This is a genomic window from Acinetobacter sp. UNC436CL71CviS28, from assembly GCF_000620525.1.
GTDB lineage: Bacteria > Pseudomonadota > Gammaproteobacteria > Pseudomonadales > Moraxellaceae > Acinetobacter > Acinetobacter radioresistens.
The window spans coordinates 1-19,702 of record NZ_JIBB01000005.1 but is presented as its reverse complement, the minus strand read 5'-3'; the positions used below and the strand labels follow the sequence as shown (position 1 = coordinate 19,702).

The window sequence follows — 19,702 nt, the reverse complement described above, 5'->3', positions numbered from 1 at the left end:
AGTGGCAAGGTGGCGCTATTCTAATCGAGTTGTTACACTTTAAAAACCTTAAAGTACACCGCTTGTCAAAATATATTGTAGTTGTCAATCAACTGTCACTACTAATGCGTAGCATTTTTTTGTATAATTTGCCCTCAAAATTGTAGGCGTATCGAATTTCATGTCAGATATCAAAACTCTCCGCAACATCGCAATTATTGCGCACGTTGACCACGGGAAAACCACTCTTGTCGATAAACTTCTTCAACAATCAGGTGCACTCGGTGATCGTGCCGGCGAGATTGAGCGTGTCATGGACTCGAATGCGCTTGAATCAGAGCGTGGTATTACTATTCTCGCTAAAAATACAGCGATTACATGGTTAGATAAGCGTACTGATACCACTTACCGTATCAACATCGTAGATACTCCGGGACACGCAGACTTTGGTGGTGAAGTTGAACGTGTTATGTCGATGGTAGACTGTGTACTTCTTCTGGTTGACTCTCAAGAAGGCCCAATGCCACAAACCCGTTTTGTAACACAAAAAGCGTTTGCACGTGGTCTGAAACCAATCGTCATTATTAACAAAGTAGACAAGCCAAGTGCCCGTCCAGACTGGGTTATCGACCAGGTATTTGACTTGTTCGACAACTTGGGTGCAACTGATGAACAGTTAGACTTCCCGATTGTATATGCCTCAGGCTTACGCGGTGTTGCTGGTCCTTCACCAGAAGAACTGGCTGAAGACATGACACCACTGTTTGAAACTATTGTTGACATCGTTGAACCACCAGCAGTTGATGTTGATGGCCCATTCCAAATGCAGATTTCATCACTTGACTATAACAGTTTTGTTGGTGTAATCGGTGTTGGCCGTATTCAGCGCGGTTCAGTTAAAACCAATACACCAGTAACTGTGATTGATAAAGAAGGCAAGACCCGTAATGGTCGTATTCTGAAAATCATGGGTTACCATGGCCTCGAGCGTATCGATGTTGATTCTGCAAATGCAGGTGACATTGTATGTATTACCGGTATTGATGCACTAAACATCTCTGACACTATTTGTGATCCGAAAAATGTTGAAGCATTACCGCCACTGTCTGTAGATGAACCAACCGTATCTATGACTTTCCAGGTAAATAACTCACCATTTGCCGGCCGTGAAGGCAAGTTCGTGACTTCACGTAATATCCGTGAACGTCTGGACCGCGAATTGATCCATAACGTTGCTTTGCGTGTTGAAGATACAGACAGCCCGGACCGTTTCAAAGTTTCAGGCCGTGGCGAACTTCATCTGTCTGTACTGATTGAAAACATGCGTCGTGAAGGCTTCGAGATGGGTGTATCCCGTCCTCAAGTGATCATGAAAGAAGTTGACGGTCAAATGCAGGAACCGTATGAAAATGTGACCTTTGATGTTGAAGAACAGCATCAGGGTTCAATCATGGAACAGATGGGTAACCGTAAGGGCGAGCTGACCAATATGGAAGTTGACGGTAAAGGCCGTATCCGTATTGAGGCAACTGTACCTTCACGTGGTCTGATCGGCTTCCGTTCTGAATTCCTGACCATCACTTCTGGTACAGGTATCATGACTTCTAGCTTCTCGCACTATGGCCCAGCCAAAGCAGGTGCTGTAGCTAAACGTCAAAACGGTGTGCTGATCTCTATGGTAAATGGTACCTGCCTGGCATTTGCTTTGTTCTCGCTGCAAGACCGTGGCCGTCTTTTTGCTGAACCACAGCTTGAAGTTTATGAAGGTATGATTGTTGGTATGAACTCACGTTCAGACGACATGGTGGTCAACCCGACTAAAGCAAAACAGTTAACTAACATGCGCGCATCTGGTACAGATGAAGCATTAACACTGACTCCAGCTATTAAATTTACGCTGGAACAGGCGCTTGAATTTATTGAAGATGATGAACTGGTTGAAGTTACACCTAAATCAATCCGTATTCGTAAAAAATTCCTGACAGAAAACGAACGTAAACGTGCTTCACGCAGTTAATTCTCGTTTAAGTTGAAAAAACCGCCAGTAATCTGGCGGTTTTTTTATATAAATAACAAAAAGAAATTGGAATCTTTAAAGAAATCGCTAAATTATCCTAAAGGTTAATGCCCTTTAAATAGGATTAAGAATGTGAAAAAGATTAGGGCATGGGTAAATTGAGTCTGGAGATAAAATGAGTATTATTCAAGAATTTAAAGAATTTGCTATTAAAGGCAATATGATTGATCTTGCAATTGGTGTCATTATTGGTGGGGCGTTTAATAAAATTATTGACTCTCTGGTTAAAGATATTTTTATGCCCCTGATTTCTTTTATTCTAGGTGGAGAAGTTGATTACTCTAACTGGTTTCTGGTGCTAGGCGATAATCCAAATAATGTTAGTAATCTTGCAGCGGCTAAGGAAGCAGGTCTGAATGTCTTTGCCTATGGCAATTTTCTTACCATCTTAATTAATTTTCTGTTACTGGCTTGGGTTGTCTTTTTAATGGTTAAAATGATTAACCGTTTACGCCGTAAACACGAGGAAGCGCCACCTAAAGAAGAGGCAGCACCTACACCAGAAGATATCCAGTTACTGCGCGAAATCCGTGATGAGCTTAAAAATCGCTCGGCACCTTAAAATATAAATGGAAAAACGGCACAACAAATGCCGTTTTTTATTTTGACCGAACGCATCACTTTAAGTCTTAAAAAAATAAAGCTGAATAAAACCGCTAGAAATTCATACGGAACTTGATTTCCAGCAAGTGGAAGCCAAACTGGCTTTTTACCGGACCATGGATTACACGTTCAGCACCACTAAAAACCAGTTTATCGATTACCGGCACCAGTTGACCTTTTTTGACTTCACCCAATTCACCTCCGCGTCTAGCTGAGTTACAGGTCGAGTATTGCTGTGCAAGTTTATTAAAGTCTGCACCACTCTGGAGCTTCTTTTTCAACTGTTCAGCCAGTGTTTTTTCTTTAACCAAAATATGACGGACGATTGCTGTTTTCATATAGTTTCTCCTACAGCTGAACCGGTTTATTTTACTGTTCGTAGCGGCTGGCATTCAGGGCAAAAAACACTTGCACGCTGTCCTAAACGGATATTCTGCAAAGGCGTTTCACAATTAATGCACATTTCACCTTCACGGCCATATGCCAGCAGAGTCTGTTGAAAATAGCCATTTTCTCCTGCGGCATTACTGTAATCACGCAAGGTCGAACCCCCCAGTTCAATTGCAAATTTTAAAATCCTTTTAATTTCAATCACCAACTGATCAATTTTTTCATAGCTTAAGCTTGAAGCAGGTTGAGCTGGATGGATTCTGGTATTGAAGAGACTCTCGGTTGCATAAATATTGCCGACACCGACCACTACATGATTATCCATGAGTGCAACTTTTATGCCGACCTGCTTGTTTTTGAGTTTATTTACCAGGTATTCAGTATTAAATGTCTCAGATAGTGGCTCTGGTCCTAATGGATCAATTAATTTATGTTGTGTTTCATGGTTCAGCCATAAAATACAGCCAAAACGACGCGGATCATGATAACGCAGCTGTATATTTTCGAAACTAATAATCAAATGATCATGTTTACGTAATTCGGTCGCAGGCTCACACAAGCGAAACGAACCTGACATGCCTAAGTGCCATAACATGGTATCGTGTTCAAACTGCGCAAGAATATATTTAGAGCGGCGATTTAACCTGATGAGCTTCTGGCCTTGTAGCTTTTGAATATCTTGAGGAATGGCCCAGCGAAGCCGCGGCTCACGGACCTCAACAGACATAACTTTTTGCTGTAATAAGGGTTCAAGGCTCTTTTTGGTGGTTTCAACTTCGGGTAATTCAGGCATTGATCGACTCATTCTTATGCAATAGCAATAATATCGGGTTGCATGAATAATTTACAAGCTGGCATTGATATGAAAAGGAGGGAACACATGGCAGAGATTCTACCTTTAACCTGGTTTCAGCGCGATACTTCAGACGTTGCGCATGATCTGGTTGGGTGTAGGTTATGTGTGCGCCAAGATAGTGGAGAAATCAGGCGCTGTATCATTACAGAAACAGAAGCTTATCTGGGCTGTCAGGATAAAGCCTGTCATACCTATAATAACCGTAAAACACCACGTACCGAAGTTATGTACCAAGCAGGTGGAACTATTTATGTATACCTGATCTATGGTATGTATGAAATGCTTAATATTATTACCCAGACTGAAGGTGTGCCAGAAGGTGTGATGTTGCGGGCCGGCTATTTTGAGGATGCCGAGACACGGCAGGAATTCAAGTTAATGGCTGGTCCAGGGAAACTGACCCGGCATATGGGAATTAATCGTACTTTTAAAGGACAGAAAGTCGGACTGGAAAGTGGGCTATGGATAGAACAGAAAACTCAGCAGCCTGAAATTGTACAGACACCGCGTATTGGGATCGACTATGCTGAAGAGGCCAAAGACTGGCTGGAGCGTTACTGCTGGAAAGCACATCCGAGTTTGAGCCGTTAAGGTTTGGTTCATATTAACTCCTGTACAGAGTATGTTGTATTAAAGGCTGTCTTACTCATGATTTTGTATGGTTTTTTTAGGCTGGACTATAAAAATAAAGCTGGTTCAGTGTAGGCTAGTGAGCGTCTAGGCACTCTGCCCACTTAATAATAAAACCGGAGAAATATATGGCCAAGCTGTTTGAGAAAATTAATTTTGGTAGCTTTGAACTTGCCAATCGCATTATTATTGCACCTATGTGCCAATATTCAGCCACTGATCAGGGTGAGGTGACTTACTGGCATGAACAGCAGTGGGCCAATTATGCTCTGTCTGGTGCCGGTTTATGCATTGTAGAGGCAACGGCGGTACAGGCTGAAGGTCGAATCAGCTATGCTGATCTGGGCTTATGGAATGATCAGCAACGCGATCAGATGTGGGCTTTGCTTAGTAAAGTCCGCCAGATATCTCCCATGCCTTTTGCGATTCAGTTAGCTCATGCCGGGCGTAAGGCATCAACCGATAAGCCATGGCTAGGCAAAGGCCAGATTGCACCAGATCATGAACATGGCTGGAATACGGTGGCACCCAGTGAATTAAGTTTTGCCGCAGCTGACCTGAAACCACATGTCTTAACACTTGATCAGATTCATCAGGTACAGGCAGATTTTGCGGCAGCTGCGCGTCGTGCAGTCGAAGCAGGTTTTGACCTGATTGAACTCCATGCAGCCCATGGATATCTGTTGCATCAGTTTTTATCGCCCTTATCCAATCAGCGTACAGATGAATATGGCGGCTCACTTGAAAACCGTATGCGGATGGTACTGGAAGTATTTCAGGCGATCCGTGATGCAGTACCAGCAGGCTTCCCGGTCGGGGTGCGTCTTTCGGCTACTGACTGGATGGATGAGCAGGGAGGCTGGAATGTAGAATGTAGTGCCGGCCTATCAAAAGCCCTACAGATGCTGGGAGCGGTTTACATCCATGTTTCATCAGGCGGACTGCATGAAATGCAGCGTATTGAAGTCGGGCCAAATTATCAGGTGCCTTTCGCAGAGAAAATTAAACAGGGTGTAAGCATTCCTGTTATCGCAGTCGGACTGATTACCGAGCCCGAACAGGCCGAAGAAATCCTCCAAAAAGGTCAGGCAGATGCAATTGGTTTAGCCCGTGCTATGCTATATGACCCACGCTGGCCTTGGCATGCAGCTGCAAAACTTGGTGAAAATATTTCGATCGCACCGCAGTATCTACGGAGTCAACCGCATGGTTTAAAAGAGTTGTTCCATCCTTTTAAAGCAGAAAAATAAATTATAAAAAACCCCGTCATCTGGCGGGGTTTTATATTCAATCTTTAGCTTTTCTTGGCTTTATTCTGATCAGTCATCATTTTATTAACGGTATCCAGTGATTCTTTAGCGCGTGGAACATTCTGCTGGGCCAGTGCACTAAAAATTTTCTGTGCCTCAGGCAGATTCTGCTGCACAATGGTTCCATTGGCAAGCATATTACCCACTGCCATCAAGGCTGGTATATAACCTTTTTTGGCCAGATTCTGAATACTTTGGAGCCCCTGATTAACCTTGGTTTCCTGCTTGTTCTTGATCCCCGTACTAATGTCATAAAGTGCCTTGGTATGAATTGCCGGCATACTGTTTTTCTTGATAAGCGGATCAAGTCGCTTTAATGCCTGTTGGTCAGATGCTGGCTTATTTTCTGAAAATAGCGCCACTGCAAGCTGGACAGTTGCATCATCAAAGCCCGCATTTGAGGCTTTTTCCAGATACTCTCTGGCTTTCTTCTCATCTTTAGGCAGGCCCAGTCCACCAGTCACGTAGTTATTGGCAAGTACATAATCGGCCACTACATAGCCTTTCTCTGAGGCCTGCTGGTAGTATTTTAAGGCCTGCTGCTCATTTTTAGTTACGCCTTTTCCCACCTGGGTCAGGTAACCCAGATTATACAACGCTTGCGGATTACCTTCTTGAGCCAGCTTTTGCAACTGTTGATAAGCGGTGGTGTAATCATTTGCTTTAATTAGCTGTTCAATTTGTTCAAAAGCCGGATTTTTATCACTACTTGGTGCAGCCATGCTAAACGTGCTGGTGACTGCAATCAGGCTGGCGAGCAGAATTTTTTTCATTTTTTTCCTCTTCTTTCTACACATAATTCCATTTATGTGGAATAACTGTGATTCATTCAACATAAATCATAAGCTGAATTATATGAATGTAAATATGGAACACCAAAAATCTTGCAAGATTAATCAGGCTACAGCTATGACTATGCCGGTCTTTCTTTAAATTCTGATTAAAAAATAAAAGAATGTATTAGGTAATAATTTTTAATGAAAGCTCTAAAACTATTGAAATAGTTTTTATATCTTAACCTGCTTCAGAGATAAAAAATATTTATAGTTGTTTGATTTTTATATTAAAAATTTGGTTAAACCTGGTTTTTTCCAGAACAATAGGGTTGAAAGAATGAGTTTTAAAAAATATAGACTGATTGATAAAAAACCTCCAGATTTACTGGAGGTCATATTTACTACCCATAATTTCAAACACAGCTTTATTTTGGCCGTGCCACATCGCCTCTAAGCGATTCTGGCAATTCCAATAAGGTTAATCCAAGCGTATCAAGTGCTACCGGTTTAGCGACTACTAATGCCTTATAGCCATTTTCAACAGCGATACTATTAACCACTTCTACATCATCATGCAGTAGAGTCGCCGGAGCAGGGGCAGTACCTGAACCTTGTACCAAATGTAGCCAGTGCTTCGGTTTTGCCTTGAACCATAGCCGAGCGACGATTTCCTGACCCAGATAACACCCCTTGTCATAATGCACACCACCACGCTGATGCAGGCGTAGTTCCTGAGGCTGGAATTCATGCTCAGTCAAGCTGGTGATCCAGGCTTGGCCCTGTTCAATTGCCTGCAATTGCCAGGCATTTAAATCCGTATCTTCACTACTAAATCTGGTGAGAGCATTATCCATGCTTGGAGAAACGGCACCACTCTCTTCAAATGCCATTTTAGAGAATGCACCATATTTGCGGATATGCTTGGCAAATTCTTCAGACTGGTCCTGAGTCACCACAATACTGAAATTTTCAGCATCTTGCCGACTTAACCATAAGCCAAAATGAATACGGCCTTTTAAGTCACAAATAGCAGTATAACGGTAGTTACTGTCCAGTCGCTCTACATCTGCCGTGACTTGGCCCTGCAAGAATTTTTGTGCATCGACACCTTTTAAGCTAAAACAGAGAAAAGCCAAACTAGTCATGTTATCAGTCTCAATCTTGCAATTTAATACTAAAGAATGAGTTGTATTTTCCCTGATTTTTAATAAAAAAGCAGCTTTTTGCTAGAAAAGCCCATTTAAAGGTAACCAAATATTTCAAAAACCGGTATTTTTATATATAGGTATTTGAAATATATAAGATTTGGGAAATGGGTTTTGAACAGCGTACAATGCCAATGCACGGAAAGTGAAATCAACACAAAAAGATGAAATAAAGCAAAAAGATGCAGAGGCAAGTACGTATGAATAACCAATACCGCAAAACGTTGCCAGATACCCAGCTTGAATACTTTGATGTGCGTCAAGCCGTCGAAGATATTCAGCCAGGCGCTTATGACCAGCTTCCCTATACTTCCAAAGTACTTGCTGAACAACTGGTGCGCCGCTGTGAACCAGAAATATTAACCGAATCTTTACAGCAACTGATTGAGCGCCGCCAGACTCGTGACTTTCCATGGTATCCGGCACGTGTGGTTTGTCATGACATTTTAGGCCAGACTGCCTTGGTTGATCTGGCAGGCCTGCGTGATGCAATTGCTGAACAGGGCGGTGATCCGGCCAAAGTTAATCCGGTGGTACCGACCCAGCTGATTGTTGATCATTCGCTGGCTGTAGAATATGGCGGTTTTGACCCGGATGCTTTTGAAAAAAATCGCGCTATTGAAGACCGCCGTAATGAAGACCGGTTTCATTTTATTAACTGGACTAAAACTGCATTTAAAAACGTTGATGTCATTCCTGCCGGAAACGGCATTATGCACCAGATTAATCTTGAAAAAATGTCACCAGTGGTTCAGGTCAGAGATGGTGTTGCATTTCCAGATACCTGCGTCGGAACAGATTCGCATACCCCCCATACCGATGCGCTGGGCGTAATTTCGATTGGGGTGGGTGGCTTGGAAGCTGAAAACGTGATGCTTGGCCGTGCCTCATGGATGCGTCTGCCGGATATCATTGGTGTAGAACTGGTTGGACAGCGTCAGCCTGGCATTACTGCGACTGATATTGTGCTGGCTTTAACTGAATTTCTGCGTAAGGAGCGTGTAGTAGGTGCCTATCTGGAGTTTTTTGGAGAAGGTGCTGATAGCATGTCAGTCGGTGACCGTGCCACGATTTCCAATATGACGCCGGAATATGGCGCCACTGCAGCAATGTTCTATATTGACCAGAATACTATCGACTATCTGCGCCTCACAGGTCGTGAACCGGAGCAGGTACAACTGGTTGAGCAGTATGCCAGACAGATCGGGCTCTGGGCCGAGCAGATGAAAGAAGCAGTTTATCCAAAAGTATTACGTTTTGATCTGTCTCAGGTAACCCGTAACATCGCCGGGCCGTCTAATCCGCATGCGCGGGTTTCTACCAGTGACTTAAAAGCAAAAGGAATTGCCGGGGTAGTTGAACAGCGTGATGACGGTTTAATGCCGGATGGGGCGGTTATTATTGCTGCCATTACTTCATGCACCAACACGTCGAACCCGCGAAATACAGTAGCTGCCGGTTTGCTGGCACGTAAAGCCAATGAATTGGGTCTAACCCGTAAGCCTTGGGTGAAATCTTCATTTGCCCCCGGCTCAAAGGCGGCAGCATTATATCTTGAAGAAGCAGGGGTGCTTGAAGATCTGGAAAAACTCGGTTTTGGTATCGTAGCTTATGCCTGTACCACCTGTAACGGTATGTCAGGCGCGTTAGATCCAGCAATCCAGCAGGAAATTATTGACCGTGACCTGTATGCCACAGCTGTACTTTCTGGTAACCGTAATTTCGATGGCCGGATTCACCCTTATGCTAAACAGGCATTTCTGGCTTCACCGCCATTAGTCATTGCCTATGCAATTGCTGGGACTATCCGCTTTGATATTGAAAATGATGTGCTGGGTCATGATCAGGCAGGAAACCTGATTTATCTGAAAGATATCTGGCCTTCTGATGAGGAAATTGATGAACTGGTGGCACGTAGTGTAAAACCGGAGCAGTTTCAGCAGGTTTATATCCCTATGTTCAATCTGGACCGATCCGAGCAGGCAATAAGCCCGCTATATAACTGGCGGCCGCAAAGTACCTATATTCGCCGTCCACCATATTGGGAAGGAGCGTTGGCTGCACCGCGTACCCTTGCAAATATGCGTCCTTTAGCAATCCTTGGCGATAACATCACTACCGATCATTTATCTCCATCAAATGCGATTGTACGTGATTCGGCAGCGGGTGAATACCTGGCAAAAATGGGTGTGCCCGAGGAAGACTTTAACTCTTACGCGACGCATCGTGGGGATCACCTGACTGCACAGCGTGCCACCCTGGCGAATCCGAAACTGTATAACGAAATGGTGGTACGTTCTGACGGTACCATTAAGCAGGGTTCAAAAGCGCGTGTGGAGCCTGAAGGTGAGGTGATGCGCATGTGGGAGGCGATTGAAACCTACATGAACCGCAAGCAGCCGCTGATCATTATTGCGGGTAAGGATTATGGCCAGGGTTCAAGTCGTGACTGGGCTGCCAAAGGTGTACGTCTGGCGGGAGTTGAAGCAATTGTGGCTGAAGGTTTTGAGCGTATTCACCGGACCAATCTGGTTGGTATGGGCGTGTTGCCGCTTGAATTTAAGCCGGGTACAGATCGTAAAACATTAAAACTGGATGGTACTGAGCTGTATAGTGTGATTGGGAATATTGCACCACGTTCGACTTTGATGCTTGTGATTGAACGTGCCACAGATGATGGTAAAGAACAGACGATTGAAGTGCCTGTGACCTGCCGTCTGGATACCGAAGAAGAAGTACATGTGTATGAAGCGGGTGGGGTGTTACAGCGCTTTGCACAGGATTTTTTGGAAGGGAATGTGGCTTAATTTAAAATCCTCCCCAACCCTCCTTTGAAAAAGGAGGGAGTTCCCCTCTTTTTAAAGAGGGGTTAGGGGAGATTTTATTTTATTGAAATTGGTTAAATAATAATCTAAATTGTCGTTAAATAATTTAAAAACTAAGTTTTATAAAATTCAAGGATCGAAATTTACGCGCACTAGCTGAATGTATTATTGGTGATAAAAACTATTTTAAATACAAGAGTAGTATGTTTATTACTGAATTTTTTGAGGAATGTGATTTACCATTTAAGCATGATGGTTCTACTCGATGGTATTGGACAGCTGAACGATTGAATGAGCTATTACAAGAACCATGCCTGCAAAACTGCTTACCTGAAAAATTTATAAATGTTTTAAGGGTATTAATGCATAAATCTGAGGCTACAGAAGATGATCCATATAGGATTAATGCATTGATTGAACTTAATAAGCCTTTAAGTCGAGAAGGTTATGAAGCTTATTATGGAGAAGATAATAATCTTTATATTAAAAATATAATTACGAATCAAACAATAAAACCTAATGAAAATCCAAATAGAGTATTTTCAGAAGCAGAAATAAAAAAAAGAGAGCACCTAGCAGATTACTTAAATAAATGTTCCGAAGACCAGCTTATTGAAAATATTTTACTCCCCTTATTTAGAACTATAGGATTCCAACGGATCACTGTTGCAGGTCATAAGGATAAAGCTTTGGAGTACGGTAAAGACATATGGATGAAATATACTTTACCTACGCAACATATAATTTATTTTGGAATACAAGTTAAAAAAGGGAAGCTAGATTCATCTGGAGTTTCTAAATCAGGTAACCATAATATTGCTGAAATTTATAACCAAACCACAATGATGTTAGGACATGAGATCTTTGATCCTGAGACTAATAAAAGAGTCTTGGTTGATCATGCTTATATAATTGCTGGTGGCGAAATTACTAAAGCAGCAAGAAATTGGTTAGGTAACAAATTAGACGCTAATCGTAGAAGTCAGATCATTTTTATGGACAGAGATGATATTTTAAATCTGTTCACAGTAAATAGTATTGAAGTGCCTAAATTAGAGTCTAATTTTGCGAATACATTTTAGAAATACTACTTCGCCCATCTGCCATCATCATTTACAAAAATGGACAATAGACATTCATCACAACAGGGTTATACTGCTTAGACCATTTTCTAAACACTCATGGAGAACAAAGATGGTAACAGCTGGCTCAAAACCGGGAACAGGTTTCTATTTTTGTGTTCAATGCGGACATCGCGTTTACTTAGAAATTGGTACAGACCGTTTACCCCCGTGTACCAAATGCTACGGCACCCAATATAACGATAAGGTGGCTTAAGCAATAAATAAAACAGATACCCCTGTTTTTTAGAAAAGCCCTATTACTCTATAGGGCTTTTTGCTTTTTAAACACTCCTCTATTTTACAGACAGTCGAGTTCATACTGTAAAAAGCTATTACCTTGGAAGTATCATTCTGATGATTCCTTATATTTTTATATTCTTCATGGTTGTTACGTTTCCAACATTAATATGGGCTGAAAATAAAAGTCCTGAAGAAATCCGGCTGAAAGAAGACAGTAGTCGCTACAAATCTTATATTCCGAGAAGTTATAGACTTACTGAAGTTATAACAGGAGATTTGAATAAAGACCGGAAAACAGATGTGGTGCTGATAGTTAAGGCAACTGATCCTGCAAAATGGGTAAATGATGAGTATCAGGGAAAGCTAGACCGAAATCGTCGTGGCATAATTGTGCTTGTAAATGAAAATGGTCAATATAAAAAGATCATACAGAATCTGTCATGCTTCTCGTCGGAGTATGAAGATGGGGGCGTATATTATGCGCCGGAATTACTATTATCTGTCGAACAAGGGTTGCTGAATGTGCATTATGCCCATGGCCGTTATGGTTACTGGCGCTACCGCTTTCAACTAAAAGAATATGATCTGCAATTGGTGGGCTATGACAATTCAGATAATTTCGGTCCTTATATTAATAGTCAAACCAGTATTAACTACTTAACTCAGCGGAAATTAGTAAGAGAAAATATAAATAAGAACCGGGATGACGATACACCAAAATTTAAAGAAACTTGGTATAAGATGAATCAGGCATCTGTGTATTTATCTAAAATTAAAGATTTTGATCGTTTAAATTAATTAAAATAAGCAGACTGAACTATAAAAAAGGATATAAGGATGAATGATAAAAACGAATTACATAAATGTCTGGTTTGTAAAAGAAATTTTAATGAAAAGAGTCTGATTCCTTTAGATACGGTACGGCAAGATATTACACAGGAAATAGCAAAAGATTTTCCAGCATGGTCTGTTCATGATTATATTTGTCAGGTTGATTTAACCCATTATCGTATGCAGTACGTGCAAGGGTTATTAAAGTCTGAACAGGGGGAAGTTTCTAGTCTTCAGTATGAAGTTATTCAAAGCTTGCAAGAACATGAGCTTATTACAAAAGACACAGAATCAGAATTTGACCAGAACTGGACACTGGGTGAACGGATGGCCGATAAAATAGCAACTTTTGGTGGTAGCTGGGCATTTCTGATCTGTTTTACACTTTTTCTGGCAGGCTGGATATTAGTCAATACCGTTATAATGATAAACCGTCCGGCAGATCCTTATCCATTTATCTTGCTAAACCTGATTTTATCATGTCTGGCTGCAGTGCAGGCGCCTATTATTATGATGAGTCAGAACCGGCAGGAAGCCAAAGACCGGTTACGTTCGCAAAATGATTATCAGGTCAACCTGAAAGCAGAGCTTGAAATCCGGCATTTACATGAAAAGCTTGATCATCTGCTGATGCACCAGTGGGACCGGTTAGCTAAAATTCAGGAAATTCAGCTAGATCTATTAACTGAGCTCAACAAACGAAACTTAAAGTAATAAAATAAAATTATTTAATGACGAGATAAATATAGAGTTAGAAGTTTTCTGATTTTAAAAGAAAATAATTCTGTAAAAATAAACTTTACTGCAATAAAAATATTAAAAAATGAGAGATAAAAGAAAAAATCCTTAAAACTTTACTTTTAGTAGAAAATTTTTCTAAAAAATATAAAAATTAACTGAACTTCGAAAATTAATTCCGTCCAGCATTAGTTAAAGTAGATCTCAAGGTGTAGTAGGGATCGAAAAGAGTAGCATGCTGTGAGCGGCGCAAAACGCGAGTGCAGTACTTACCCAAAAGGTCTCGATTCGGCTTAGGACGCTATAAACCAGAAGTTTATAGGCTATAAGATCATCACTTACAAAGTTATGATAGTTGAAGTAAACCGTAAAGTTTTCCCTGACACCTGAAATATTCTGTTATTACAATAAATCTTTAGATAGTAGAACTATCAAAATAATACTTTCAAAAATATAAAGCTGCCCTTTCAGTTTGAATTCTAGACCAGAAAATCAACTGATTAACCTGTTATAAATCAAGAATTGACAGCTGTATAATCCCTTGTTATTTTTCGGGCTAATTCATTCTTCATATAACCGCATGGCTTTGAATCAACCCTTTATCTATGCACCGCCGCAACAGCCATTATCTATTATATATGAAGATGATGATTTAATTATTATAGATAAACCAGCAGGATTACTTTCTGTACCCGGACGTCTGCCTGAGCATCAGGACAGCGCATATCTACGTCTGTTGGAAAAATATCCGCATGCTAAGATCACCCATCGGCTGGATATGGCAACTTCAGGTATCCTGATGTTTGCCAAACATCGTGATGCAGAAGTCGCGATCAGCAAAATGTTTCAGGCACGTACCGTAACCAAGCGCTATGTTGCGCTGATACAGGGCCAGCTTAACGATCAGGGCAGTATTGATGTGCCATTAATTACCGATTGGGAAAACCGTCCGCGGCAAATTGTACATTTTGAACTGGGAAAATCGGCTAAAACCTTATTTCAGGTGCTTCAATATCATGAGGAGCATGACATGAGCCGGGTATTGCTGACACCTATAACTGGTCGTTCGCACCAGTTAAGAGTACATATGCAATATATTGGACATCCTATTATGGGAGATAAGCTATATCACCCTGAACCTGGTGGTTTTTACTTAAAGCGAATGGCATTGCATGCCAGTTACCTGGCTTTCCAGCAACCGCTAAGCAAAGATTTGATTGAAATTAATATGGCTATCCCGTTTTAATCGCAGGTGATCTTTAAACTGGTATATTAGCTATATAAATTAATTTAAATATAAAACAGGCTAGTTCTTAAACCAGATGCCTGGTTATAAACTTTATATTTAAAATCATCATGAATTAATTAGAAACAGAATTAAGCTGGTCATGTGAAATTAAAATAGATTAATCTTTGTGCTGATATTGAATAATGATGATTTATTTATAATGACCACAAGCATAACAAGGATAATCTCATGACTCGTGACTATCAGCAATTTCCTGACGATGAAAATGGCGATGTACTTTGGCAAATGTATGAAGATGGCAATGACTTGAGCGACCTGCATGAGGTCGAATTTTCTATTGTTTTTAAAACTCAGGAACTGGCAGAAAAGTGCGCGCTACATTTACTGCAGCAGGAACAAAAAGTTTCCATGTTTCAGGAAGACGAGCAGACTGACGGGGCAAACTTATGGATAGTAAATATTCATATTAATATGATTCCTGAACATGAAGATATTGTGGACCTAGAAGAATGGTTTACTAAAATTGCTGGAGAATTTGACGGCGAATATGATGGTTGGGGTTGCATGTCTTATATCTATGAAGATGAAGAAGAAAGTCCTAATATTTCATCCTGATAAAATTTTGATCTGACCTCAAGATTGTAAATAAAAGTATTTTGTTCCTGATATTAAGTACGCTATTTTGGCCGATAAATTTTCTAGATTTAATCGGTCATGATTCGTACTTTATTTTTAAGCCTGCTGTTGGCTAGCCCTTTGATTTATGCAGCCAACTGGAGCTGCAAAAATCATGATTTCGAAATCTATTGTGGTGCGCGTGGCTGTGAAATAAATCAGGAAAATTTTACGCCGATGTATATCCAGCTGCAGCAAGCTGGTGAGTTAAAGGTTTGTGCCTATAGCGCTTGTTGGTCAGGACAAGCAAAAATTTTATATGACCGGCAGCATCTTTTAGCCTCAGCGAATGAATTGGCAATGGAGGGACAAAAAGATATTGCAGCCAATTTTATTCTGGCAATAAATGAAAATAACCAGACTGGATTTATTCAGGGTGAGGGTTTCGCAATGCCGGTACAATGTGAGCCTGAAAAATAATTATAAGTATCTTTTATCATGGGAAGCCTAATTTTATGGCAGCTGAACTTATTAGCCATTATTTAAATACATGAAGTATTCAGGTTGCTTTTCAGCGTTTGCCCGTTGATCAAAATTATACAAAGCGGTAGGGCTGAAAGATTAAACTAATACAACGTAAATTAAAAAATCAGTTGCTCACCTTGCAGGATAGAATAGGGCGACTGTGTTAAGAGACAGGTGGGCCTGATCTTGGAAGCATATAAAGACGTTAGCGGTAAATCCCATATTGAATTTTATTATATTGGTTCGGACTATATCATGGTGCAGTTTAAAGGATCAGCCAAACAATATGTCTATACCTATATTAGTGCGGGCGAACATCATGTCGAAAAGATGAAGCAGCTTGCAGTCAGTGGTAAAGGACTCACAGCTTATATTAATCAGCATGTGCGTGATGCCTTTGCTACTATAATGTATGCTCAATAAAAAGTAAGAATTAACTAAGGCACAGAGATTTTAAGATAAAAACTGAATAGCTGAAAGAAGACTAAAACTGAAACCAATGATGCAATAAATAAACATCACCAGTTTAGATAAAATGGTATAAAGGTTATATGAAAATTCTGAAAGTATTCAGTGGATTATTGGTATTATTGATTGCCGGTTGGTGGTTTGCATCACCTTATTGGGTACTTTATCAGGTTAAGCAGGCAGTTGAGGAGAATCAGCCTGGCAAACTTTCAGCCTATATCTATTATCCCGCTGTGCGGCAAAGCTTAAAAAGTCAGCTAAGCCAATACTTAGAGCAAAAAATGGGTTTTGAGCAACGCTCTAATCCGTTTGAGCAATTTGGTGCGCAGCTTACAATCAGCTTAACTGGCTACCTGGTAGAAACTCTGGTTAATCCATATGGTGTCGCACTGTTACTACAAGGGAAAGAGTTCTCAGAAGTAATCCGGCTCACCCGGTATGAACGCTCATCAGTTGTTTATCATCTGCCTGAACCTAAAAAAGCTGCTGCCTCATTCTTATCTGGGGCATCTGTTGCTTCAGCATCTTCTTCACAAACAGCTTTAAATTACAAGGCTGGGTATTTGAGCATAAACAGGTTTAGAGTTCAGGTACCTGCAGCTAATAGGTATACCAGCTTTATCTTGAGTCGTAGTGGGTGGAGCTGGAAAATTACGGCCATTAAACTGCCTCAGTAAATAAAAAACTTTAAAAAAACTATAATTATTTCTTTTTATTTACAATTTCAAACTAGGCATCTGGGCAGATGCAATTCAATATCAGGGACAATAAAATAAGTACAGGAAGCCAGTATGAAAACAGTATTTGGTCTCGGCGCTATTTTAATGTGGCCTACATTATGTCTGGCCGGTACCTCTGCCAGTTTGGCCTTTGAATATAAAGACTGGTCACTCGCCTGTGAAAATACAGGTACCTGTCGTGCTGCCGGTTATCAGACTGAAGAAAACATCTCCCATCCGGTATCTGTTTTGTTGACACGTAAGGCTGGGCCAGATACCGCAGTGCTGGCTCAGGTCCAGATTAGTCATGAAGACGAAAAATTTCTGGAACAGATTAAAGGTACTCCTTATCTTAGTTTATATATTAATGGTCGCCCGCTGGGCAGTATTATACTAAAAAGAGACAATGCGCGTGGTACGCTCTCTAAACAGCAGACCCAGCATCTTTTAACCGCTTTAAAGGGCAGTAGCCAGATTGTCTTTAGTTTGGGTAAGGAGCAGTGGCAACTGTCTGATCAGGGCGCAACCGCAGTATTACTTAAAATGGATGCCTTTCAGAACCGGGTAGATACTGCATCTGCTCTGATTCGTTTTGGAAATGTCAGCCAAGATAAAGTAATCAAGGCCCAGTCTATGCCAGTACTTACTAAAACCTACCGGCCGGGCACAGCACGACATTTCGCCTTAAATAGCCCGCAAGCCAAGGCACTAATTACTAAATTTAAAAAAACAGCAGACCGGGAAGGCTGTCCAATTTTATTTGAAGCAAATTATCCTGATCATGACCAGATAACGGTCTATCCATTAGACAAGCAGAATGTTGTAGTTGAAAGTCCGTGCTGGCGTGGTGCCTATAATGCCGGTTCAGGTTACTGGGTGATGGACCCTCAACTTAAACAGGTCAAGCATCTGGCAACTACACAGGGTTCAAGTTTTAGTGAGGGTGAAATTTTTGCCCATCATAAAGGGCGTGGCTTGGGAGACTGCTGGAGCCGGCAGGAGTGGGTCTGGACCAGTAACGGTTTTGTAGAAAGTTACAATGCAACCACTGGTCAATGCAAAGGTTTTGCAGGTGGAGCCTGGCAGTTACCTACTTTTGTTTCACAAGTTAAGTAACGGTATGGCCAGTCTATCATATTTTAATTTTACGGACTGGCCAACTGTATTGTGATCTTTTCATTAATTTCGTCAATTTTTTTCAGACGTTTGATTTCATTCCACAGCATTTTTGCTTCTGGATAATGTTTTGACATCATGCCTAACCACTGTTTATAACGGCCAACCATACCGATTTCAGTTTTGGATGGACCATTGATAAAGCGTATCTGTAAAGCTAACAGGTCTTGCCAGCAAAGCAGAGGTTCATCTGAGTTATTGCGGATGCATTGGGTTAAATCAGGGGTGGTAACGGCACCACGTCCAATCATCAAATCTTCACAGCCAGATTCTAGCTGGCATTGACGTGCATCAGTGTTGTTCCAGATTTCGCCATTAGCAATTACATTAATCTTCAGGGCTTCACGAATGGGTTGCAGCTGGTCCCAGAACGCAGGCGGAGTATAACCATCAGCTTTGGTACGGGCATGAACTGTCACCCAAGATGCGCCTGCATCTTCAATAGCATGCGCATTGTCCAACATAAAGTTACGGTCCATATAGCCTAAGCGCATTTTAGCCGAAACTGGAATATGGGCCGGGACTGCATCACGTACAGCTTTTACTAGCTCGTATACAACTTCTGGTTCATCTAGGAGTACAGAACCACCACGATGGCGGTTTACAGTTTTTGCCGGGCAGCCAAAATTCATATCGATTGCGGGAGCACCTAGTGTAGCAGCGCGTACCGCATTTGCCGCCAGCATTTCAGGATTATTGCCTAAAAACTGGACATGAACCGGAGTACCTGCGGCTGTTTTACCTTCAGTTTTTAATTCAGGACAATAACTGTAATAGATATGGTCGGGCAGAACAGAGTCCGTAACACGAATAAACTCGGTCACACACCAGTCAAAGCTCCCCACATGTGTGAGTACATCCCGCATAATCGGATCAGTTAAGCCTTCCATAGGCGCAAGAACAAGTTTCACAGTGTCTTACCTGGACAATGAAAAAACAGCGTTATACGCATTTTTAAGTGGGATGTCCAGAATCGAGATAAAATAAGCTTTAATAGAATTAAACTAAGTTATGAGGATCAATTAATCTACCAAACTACTTTGTATTTTAACTATTTTCTCTGTACACGACAAAAATAGATAACTCATTGAAATAATGTCATAATAATTGTTTTCTAACGACGAATACTATGACACATCTCAATGAGTTATATCTTATCTTAAACAAATATCTAAAATGGAACAAGTCACATTTAAAGTGCTTTGCGCTCATCATGCTTGTGATTATTTTAAAGCAAACATGTAATCTTTCTTCTGCATCTAAAGCCTTGCCCATCAAGTGCTTACCACAATCATTTTATCGACGTATGCAGCGCTTCTTTGCAGGTCAGTATTTTGATTATCGTCAAATTTCTCAGTTGATTTTC

General features: G+C 41.1%; 20 protein-coding genes and 1 pseudogene. 16 read left to right on the top strand and 5 right to left on the bottom strand.

The genetic code is table 11. From position 1 onward, the window contains the following. Positions 1-160: 160 nt before the first annotated feature. Complete coding sequence (typA, locus tag N518_RS0103580) at positions 161-1,996, top strand: translational GTPase TypA (protein WP_005018791.1); 1,836 nt, start codon at positions 161-163, stop codon at positions 1,994-1,996. 175 nt (positions 1,997-2,171) lie between these two features. Next, entirely contained in the window at positions 2,172-2,618 is a 447-nt protein-coding gene (gene mscL, locus N518_RS0103575) for a large conductance mechanosensitive channel protein MscL (protein WP_005027600.1), read from the top strand. Between the two features lie 94 nt (positions 2,619-2,712). On the opposite strand, the gene N518_RS0103570 is transcribed toward mscL, so the two are convergent. After that, positions 2,713-2,997, bottom strand: coding sequence for a peptidylprolyl isomerase (locus tag N518_RS0103570; RefSeq protein WP_005018793.1), 285 nt, complete (start codon positions 2,995-2,997; stop codon positions 2,713-2,715). Positions 2,998-3,023: 26 nt separating this feature from the next. Beyond that, positions 3,024-3,842, bottom strand: coding sequence for a bifunctional DNA-formamidopyrimidine glycosylase/DNA-(apurinic or apyrimidinic site) lyase (mutM, locus tag N518_RS0103565; protein WP_005027597.1), 819 nt, complete (start codon positions 3,840-3,842; stop codon positions 3,024-3,026). An 87-nt stretch (positions 3,843-3,929) separates the two neighbouring features. Here mutM and N518_RS0103560 point away from each other — a divergent pair, with 87 nt between their 5' ends. Both N518_RS0103560 and N518_RS0103555 read left to right on the top strand, forming a co-directional pair. Continuing rightward, entirely contained in the window at positions 3,930-4,496 is a 567-nt protein-coding gene (locus N518_RS0103560; RefSeq protein WP_005018795.1) for a DNA-3-methyladenine glycosylase, read from the top strand. Between the two features lie 167 nt (positions 4,497-4,663). Continuing rightward, positions 4,664-5,785 carry an NADH:flavin oxidoreductase/NADH oxidase gene (locus tag N518_RS0103555; protein ID WP_005027595.1) on the top strand — a complete coding sequence of 374 codons (1,122 nt, stop codon included), beginning with the start codon at positions 4,664-4,666 and terminating at the stop codon, positions 5,783-5,785. 44 nt (positions 5,786-5,829) lie between these two features. Here the strand turns inward: N518_RS0103555 and N518_RS0103550 are convergent, their stop codons facing one another. Both N518_RS0103550 and N518_RS0103545 read right to left on the bottom strand, forming a co-directional pair. Then, on the bottom strand, positions 5,830-6,618 hold the full coding sequence (locus N518_RS0103550) for a tetratricopeptide repeat protein (protein ID WP_005018797.1): 789 nt from the start codon (positions 6,616-6,618) through the stop codon (positions 5,830-5,832). Positions 6,619-7,046: 428 nt separating this feature from the next. Then, complete coding sequence (locus N518_RS0103545) at positions 7,047-7,766, bottom strand: YgfZ/GcvT domain-containing protein (RefSeq protein ID WP_005027592.1); 720 nt, start codon at positions 7,764-7,766, stop codon at positions 7,047-7,049. A gap of 260 nt (positions 7,767-8,026) precedes the next feature. On the opposite strand from N518_RS0103545, the gene acnD reads away from it, so the two are divergent. From acnD to N518_RS0103495, 11 genes are all read left to right on the top strand, one after another. Further along, positions 8,027-10,633, top strand: a complete 2,607-nt coding sequence (gene acnD / locus N518_RS0103540; RefSeq protein WP_005027590.1) for a Fe/S-dependent 2-methylisocitrate dehydratase AcnD — start codon at positions 8,027-8,029, stop codon at positions 10,631-10,633. Between the two features lie 140 nt (positions 10,634-10,773). Continuing rightward, positions 10,774-11,733, top strand: a complete 960-nt coding sequence (locus N518_RS0103535) for a hypothetical protein (protein WP_005018801.1) — start codon at positions 10,774-10,776, stop codon at positions 11,731-11,733. Further along, positions 11,717-11,989, top strand: coding sequence for a zinc ribbon-containing protein (locus N518_RS16670; RefSeq protein WP_217449050.1), 273 nt, complete (start codon positions 11,717-11,719; stop codon positions 11,987-11,989). The genes N518_RS0103535 and N518_RS16670 overlap by 17 nt, the downstream gene beginning before the upstream one ends. A gap of 140 nt (positions 11,990-12,129) precedes the next feature. Continuing rightward, positions 12,130-12,813, top strand: a complete 684-nt coding sequence (locus tag N518_RS0103530) for a hypothetical protein (RefSeq protein WP_005027583.1) — start codon at positions 12,130-12,132, stop codon at positions 12,811-12,813. A gap of 39 nt (positions 12,814-12,852) precedes the next feature. Beyond that, entirely contained in the window at positions 12,853-13,560 is a 708-nt protein-coding gene (locus N518_RS0103525) for a DUF1003 domain-containing protein (protein WP_005027581.1), read from the top strand. Between the two features lie 604 nt (positions 13,561-14,164). Further along, entirely contained in the window at positions 14,165-14,830 is a 666-nt protein-coding gene (locus tag N518_RS0103520) for an RluA family pseudouridine synthase (protein WP_005027579.1), read from the top strand. A 231-nt stretch (positions 14,831-15,061) separates the two neighbouring features. Then, a complete protein-coding gene (locus tag N518_RS0103515) occupies positions 15,062-15,448 on the top strand; it encodes a ribonuclease E inhibitor RraB (RefSeq protein WP_005018810.1) in 387 nt (128 codons plus the stop codon). A 99-nt stretch (positions 15,449-15,547) separates the two neighbouring features. Beyond that, on the top strand, positions 15,548-15,928 hold the full coding sequence (locus N518_RS0103510; protein WP_005027576.1) for a hypothetical protein: 381 nt from the start codon (positions 15,548-15,550) through the stop codon (positions 15,926-15,928). Between the two features lie 231 nt (positions 15,929-16,159). Then, entirely contained in the window at positions 16,160-16,396 is a 237-nt protein-coding gene (locus N518_RS0103505) for a hypothetical protein (RefSeq protein ID WP_026443988.1), read from the top strand. A gap of 128 nt (positions 16,397-16,524) precedes the next feature. Further along, the gene (locus tag N518_RS0103500) at positions 16,525-17,118 is read left to right on the top strand and encodes a DUF2939 domain-containing protein (RefSeq protein WP_005027573.1); all 594 of its coding nucleotides are present in this window, start codon (positions 16,525-16,527) and stop codon (positions 17,116-17,118) included. Positions 17,119-17,232: 114 nt separating this feature from the next. Continuing rightward, positions 17,233-18,276, top strand: a complete 1,044-nt coding sequence (locus N518_RS0103495; protein WP_017401154.1) for a DUF1176 domain-containing protein — start codon at positions 17,233-17,235, stop codon at positions 18,274-18,276. 29 nt (positions 18,277-18,305) lie between these two features. Here N518_RS0103495 and N518_RS0103490 read toward each other — a convergent pair whose 3' ends face one another. Further along, the gene (locus N518_RS0103490; protein WP_005027566.1) at positions 18,306-19,247 is read right to left on the bottom strand and encodes a tRNA-dihydrouridine synthase; all 942 of its coding nucleotides are present in this window, start codon (positions 19,245-19,247) and stop codon (positions 18,306-18,308) included. Between the two features lie 218 nt (positions 19,248-19,465). On the opposite strand from N518_RS0103490, the pseudogene N518_RS16665 reads away from it, so the two are divergent. Further along, a pseudogene (locus N518_RS16665) lies at positions 19,466-19,702 on the top strand (IS4 family transposase); the annotation flags it as partial.

What these genes read in the sequence shown, in the direction of transcription:
- typA (WP_005018791.1), top strand. Translation starts at nt 161, where the DNA reads ATGTCAGATATCAAAACTCTCCGCAACATCGCAATTATTGCGCACGTT.
- mscL (WP_005027600.1), top strand. Translation starts at nt 2,172, where the DNA reads ATGAGTATTATTCAAGAATTTAAAGAATTTGCTATTAAAGGCAATATG.
- N518_RS0103570 (WP_005018793.1), bottom strand. Translation starts at nt 2,997, where the DNA reads ATGAAAACAGCAATCGTCCGTCATATTTTGGTTAAAGAAAAAACACTG.
- mutM (WP_005027597.1), bottom strand. Translation starts at nt 3,842, where the DNA reads ATGCCTGAATTACCCGAAGTTGAAACCACCAAAAAGAGCCTTGAACCC.
- N518_RS0103560 (WP_005018795.1), top strand. Translation starts at nt 3,930, where the DNA reads ATGGCAGAGATTCTACCTTTAACCTGGTTTCAGCGCGATACTTCAGAC.
- N518_RS0103555 (WP_005027595.1), top strand. Translation starts at nt 4,664, where the DNA reads ATGGCCAAGCTGTTTGAGAAAATTAATTTTGGTAGCTTTGAACTTGCC.
- N518_RS0103550 (WP_005018797.1), bottom strand. Translation starts at nt 6,618, where the DNA reads ATGAAAAAAATTCTGCTCGCCAGCCTGATTGCAGTCACCAGCACGTTT.
- N518_RS0103545 (WP_005027592.1), bottom strand. Translation starts at nt 7,766, where the DNA reads ATGACTAGTTTGGCTTTTCTCTGTTTTAGCTTAAAAGGTGTCGATGCA.
- acnD (WP_005027590.1), top strand. Translation starts at nt 8,027, where the DNA reads ATGAATAACCAATACCGCAAAACGTTGCCAGATACCCAGCTTGAATAC.
- N518_RS0103530 (WP_005027583.1), top strand. Translation starts at nt 12,130, where the DNA reads ATGATTCCTTATATTTTTATATTCTTCATGGTTGTTACGTTTCCAACA.
- N518_RS0103525 (WP_005027581.1), top strand. Translation starts at nt 12,853, where the DNA reads ATGAATGATAAAAACGAATTACATAAATGTCTGGTTTGTAAAAGAAAT.
- N518_RS0103520 (WP_005027579.1), top strand. Translation starts at nt 14,165, where the DNA reads ATGGCTTTGAATCAACCCTTTATCTATGCACCGCCGCAACAGCCATTA.
- N518_RS0103515 (WP_005018810.1), top strand. Translation starts at nt 15,062, where the DNA reads ATGACTCGTGACTATCAGCAATTTCCTGACGATGAAAATGGCGATGTA.
- N518_RS0103510 (WP_005027576.1), top strand. Translation starts at nt 15,548, where the DNA reads ATGATTCGTACTTTATTTTTAAGCCTGCTGTTGGCTAGCCCTTTGATT.
- N518_RS0103500 (WP_005027573.1), top strand. Translation starts at nt 16,525, where the DNA reads ATGAAAATTCTGAAAGTATTCAGTGGATTATTGGTATTATTGATTGCC.
- N518_RS0103495 (WP_017401154.1), top strand. Translation starts at nt 17,233, where the DNA reads ATGAAAACAGTATTTGGTCTCGGCGCTATTTTAATGTGGCCTACATTA.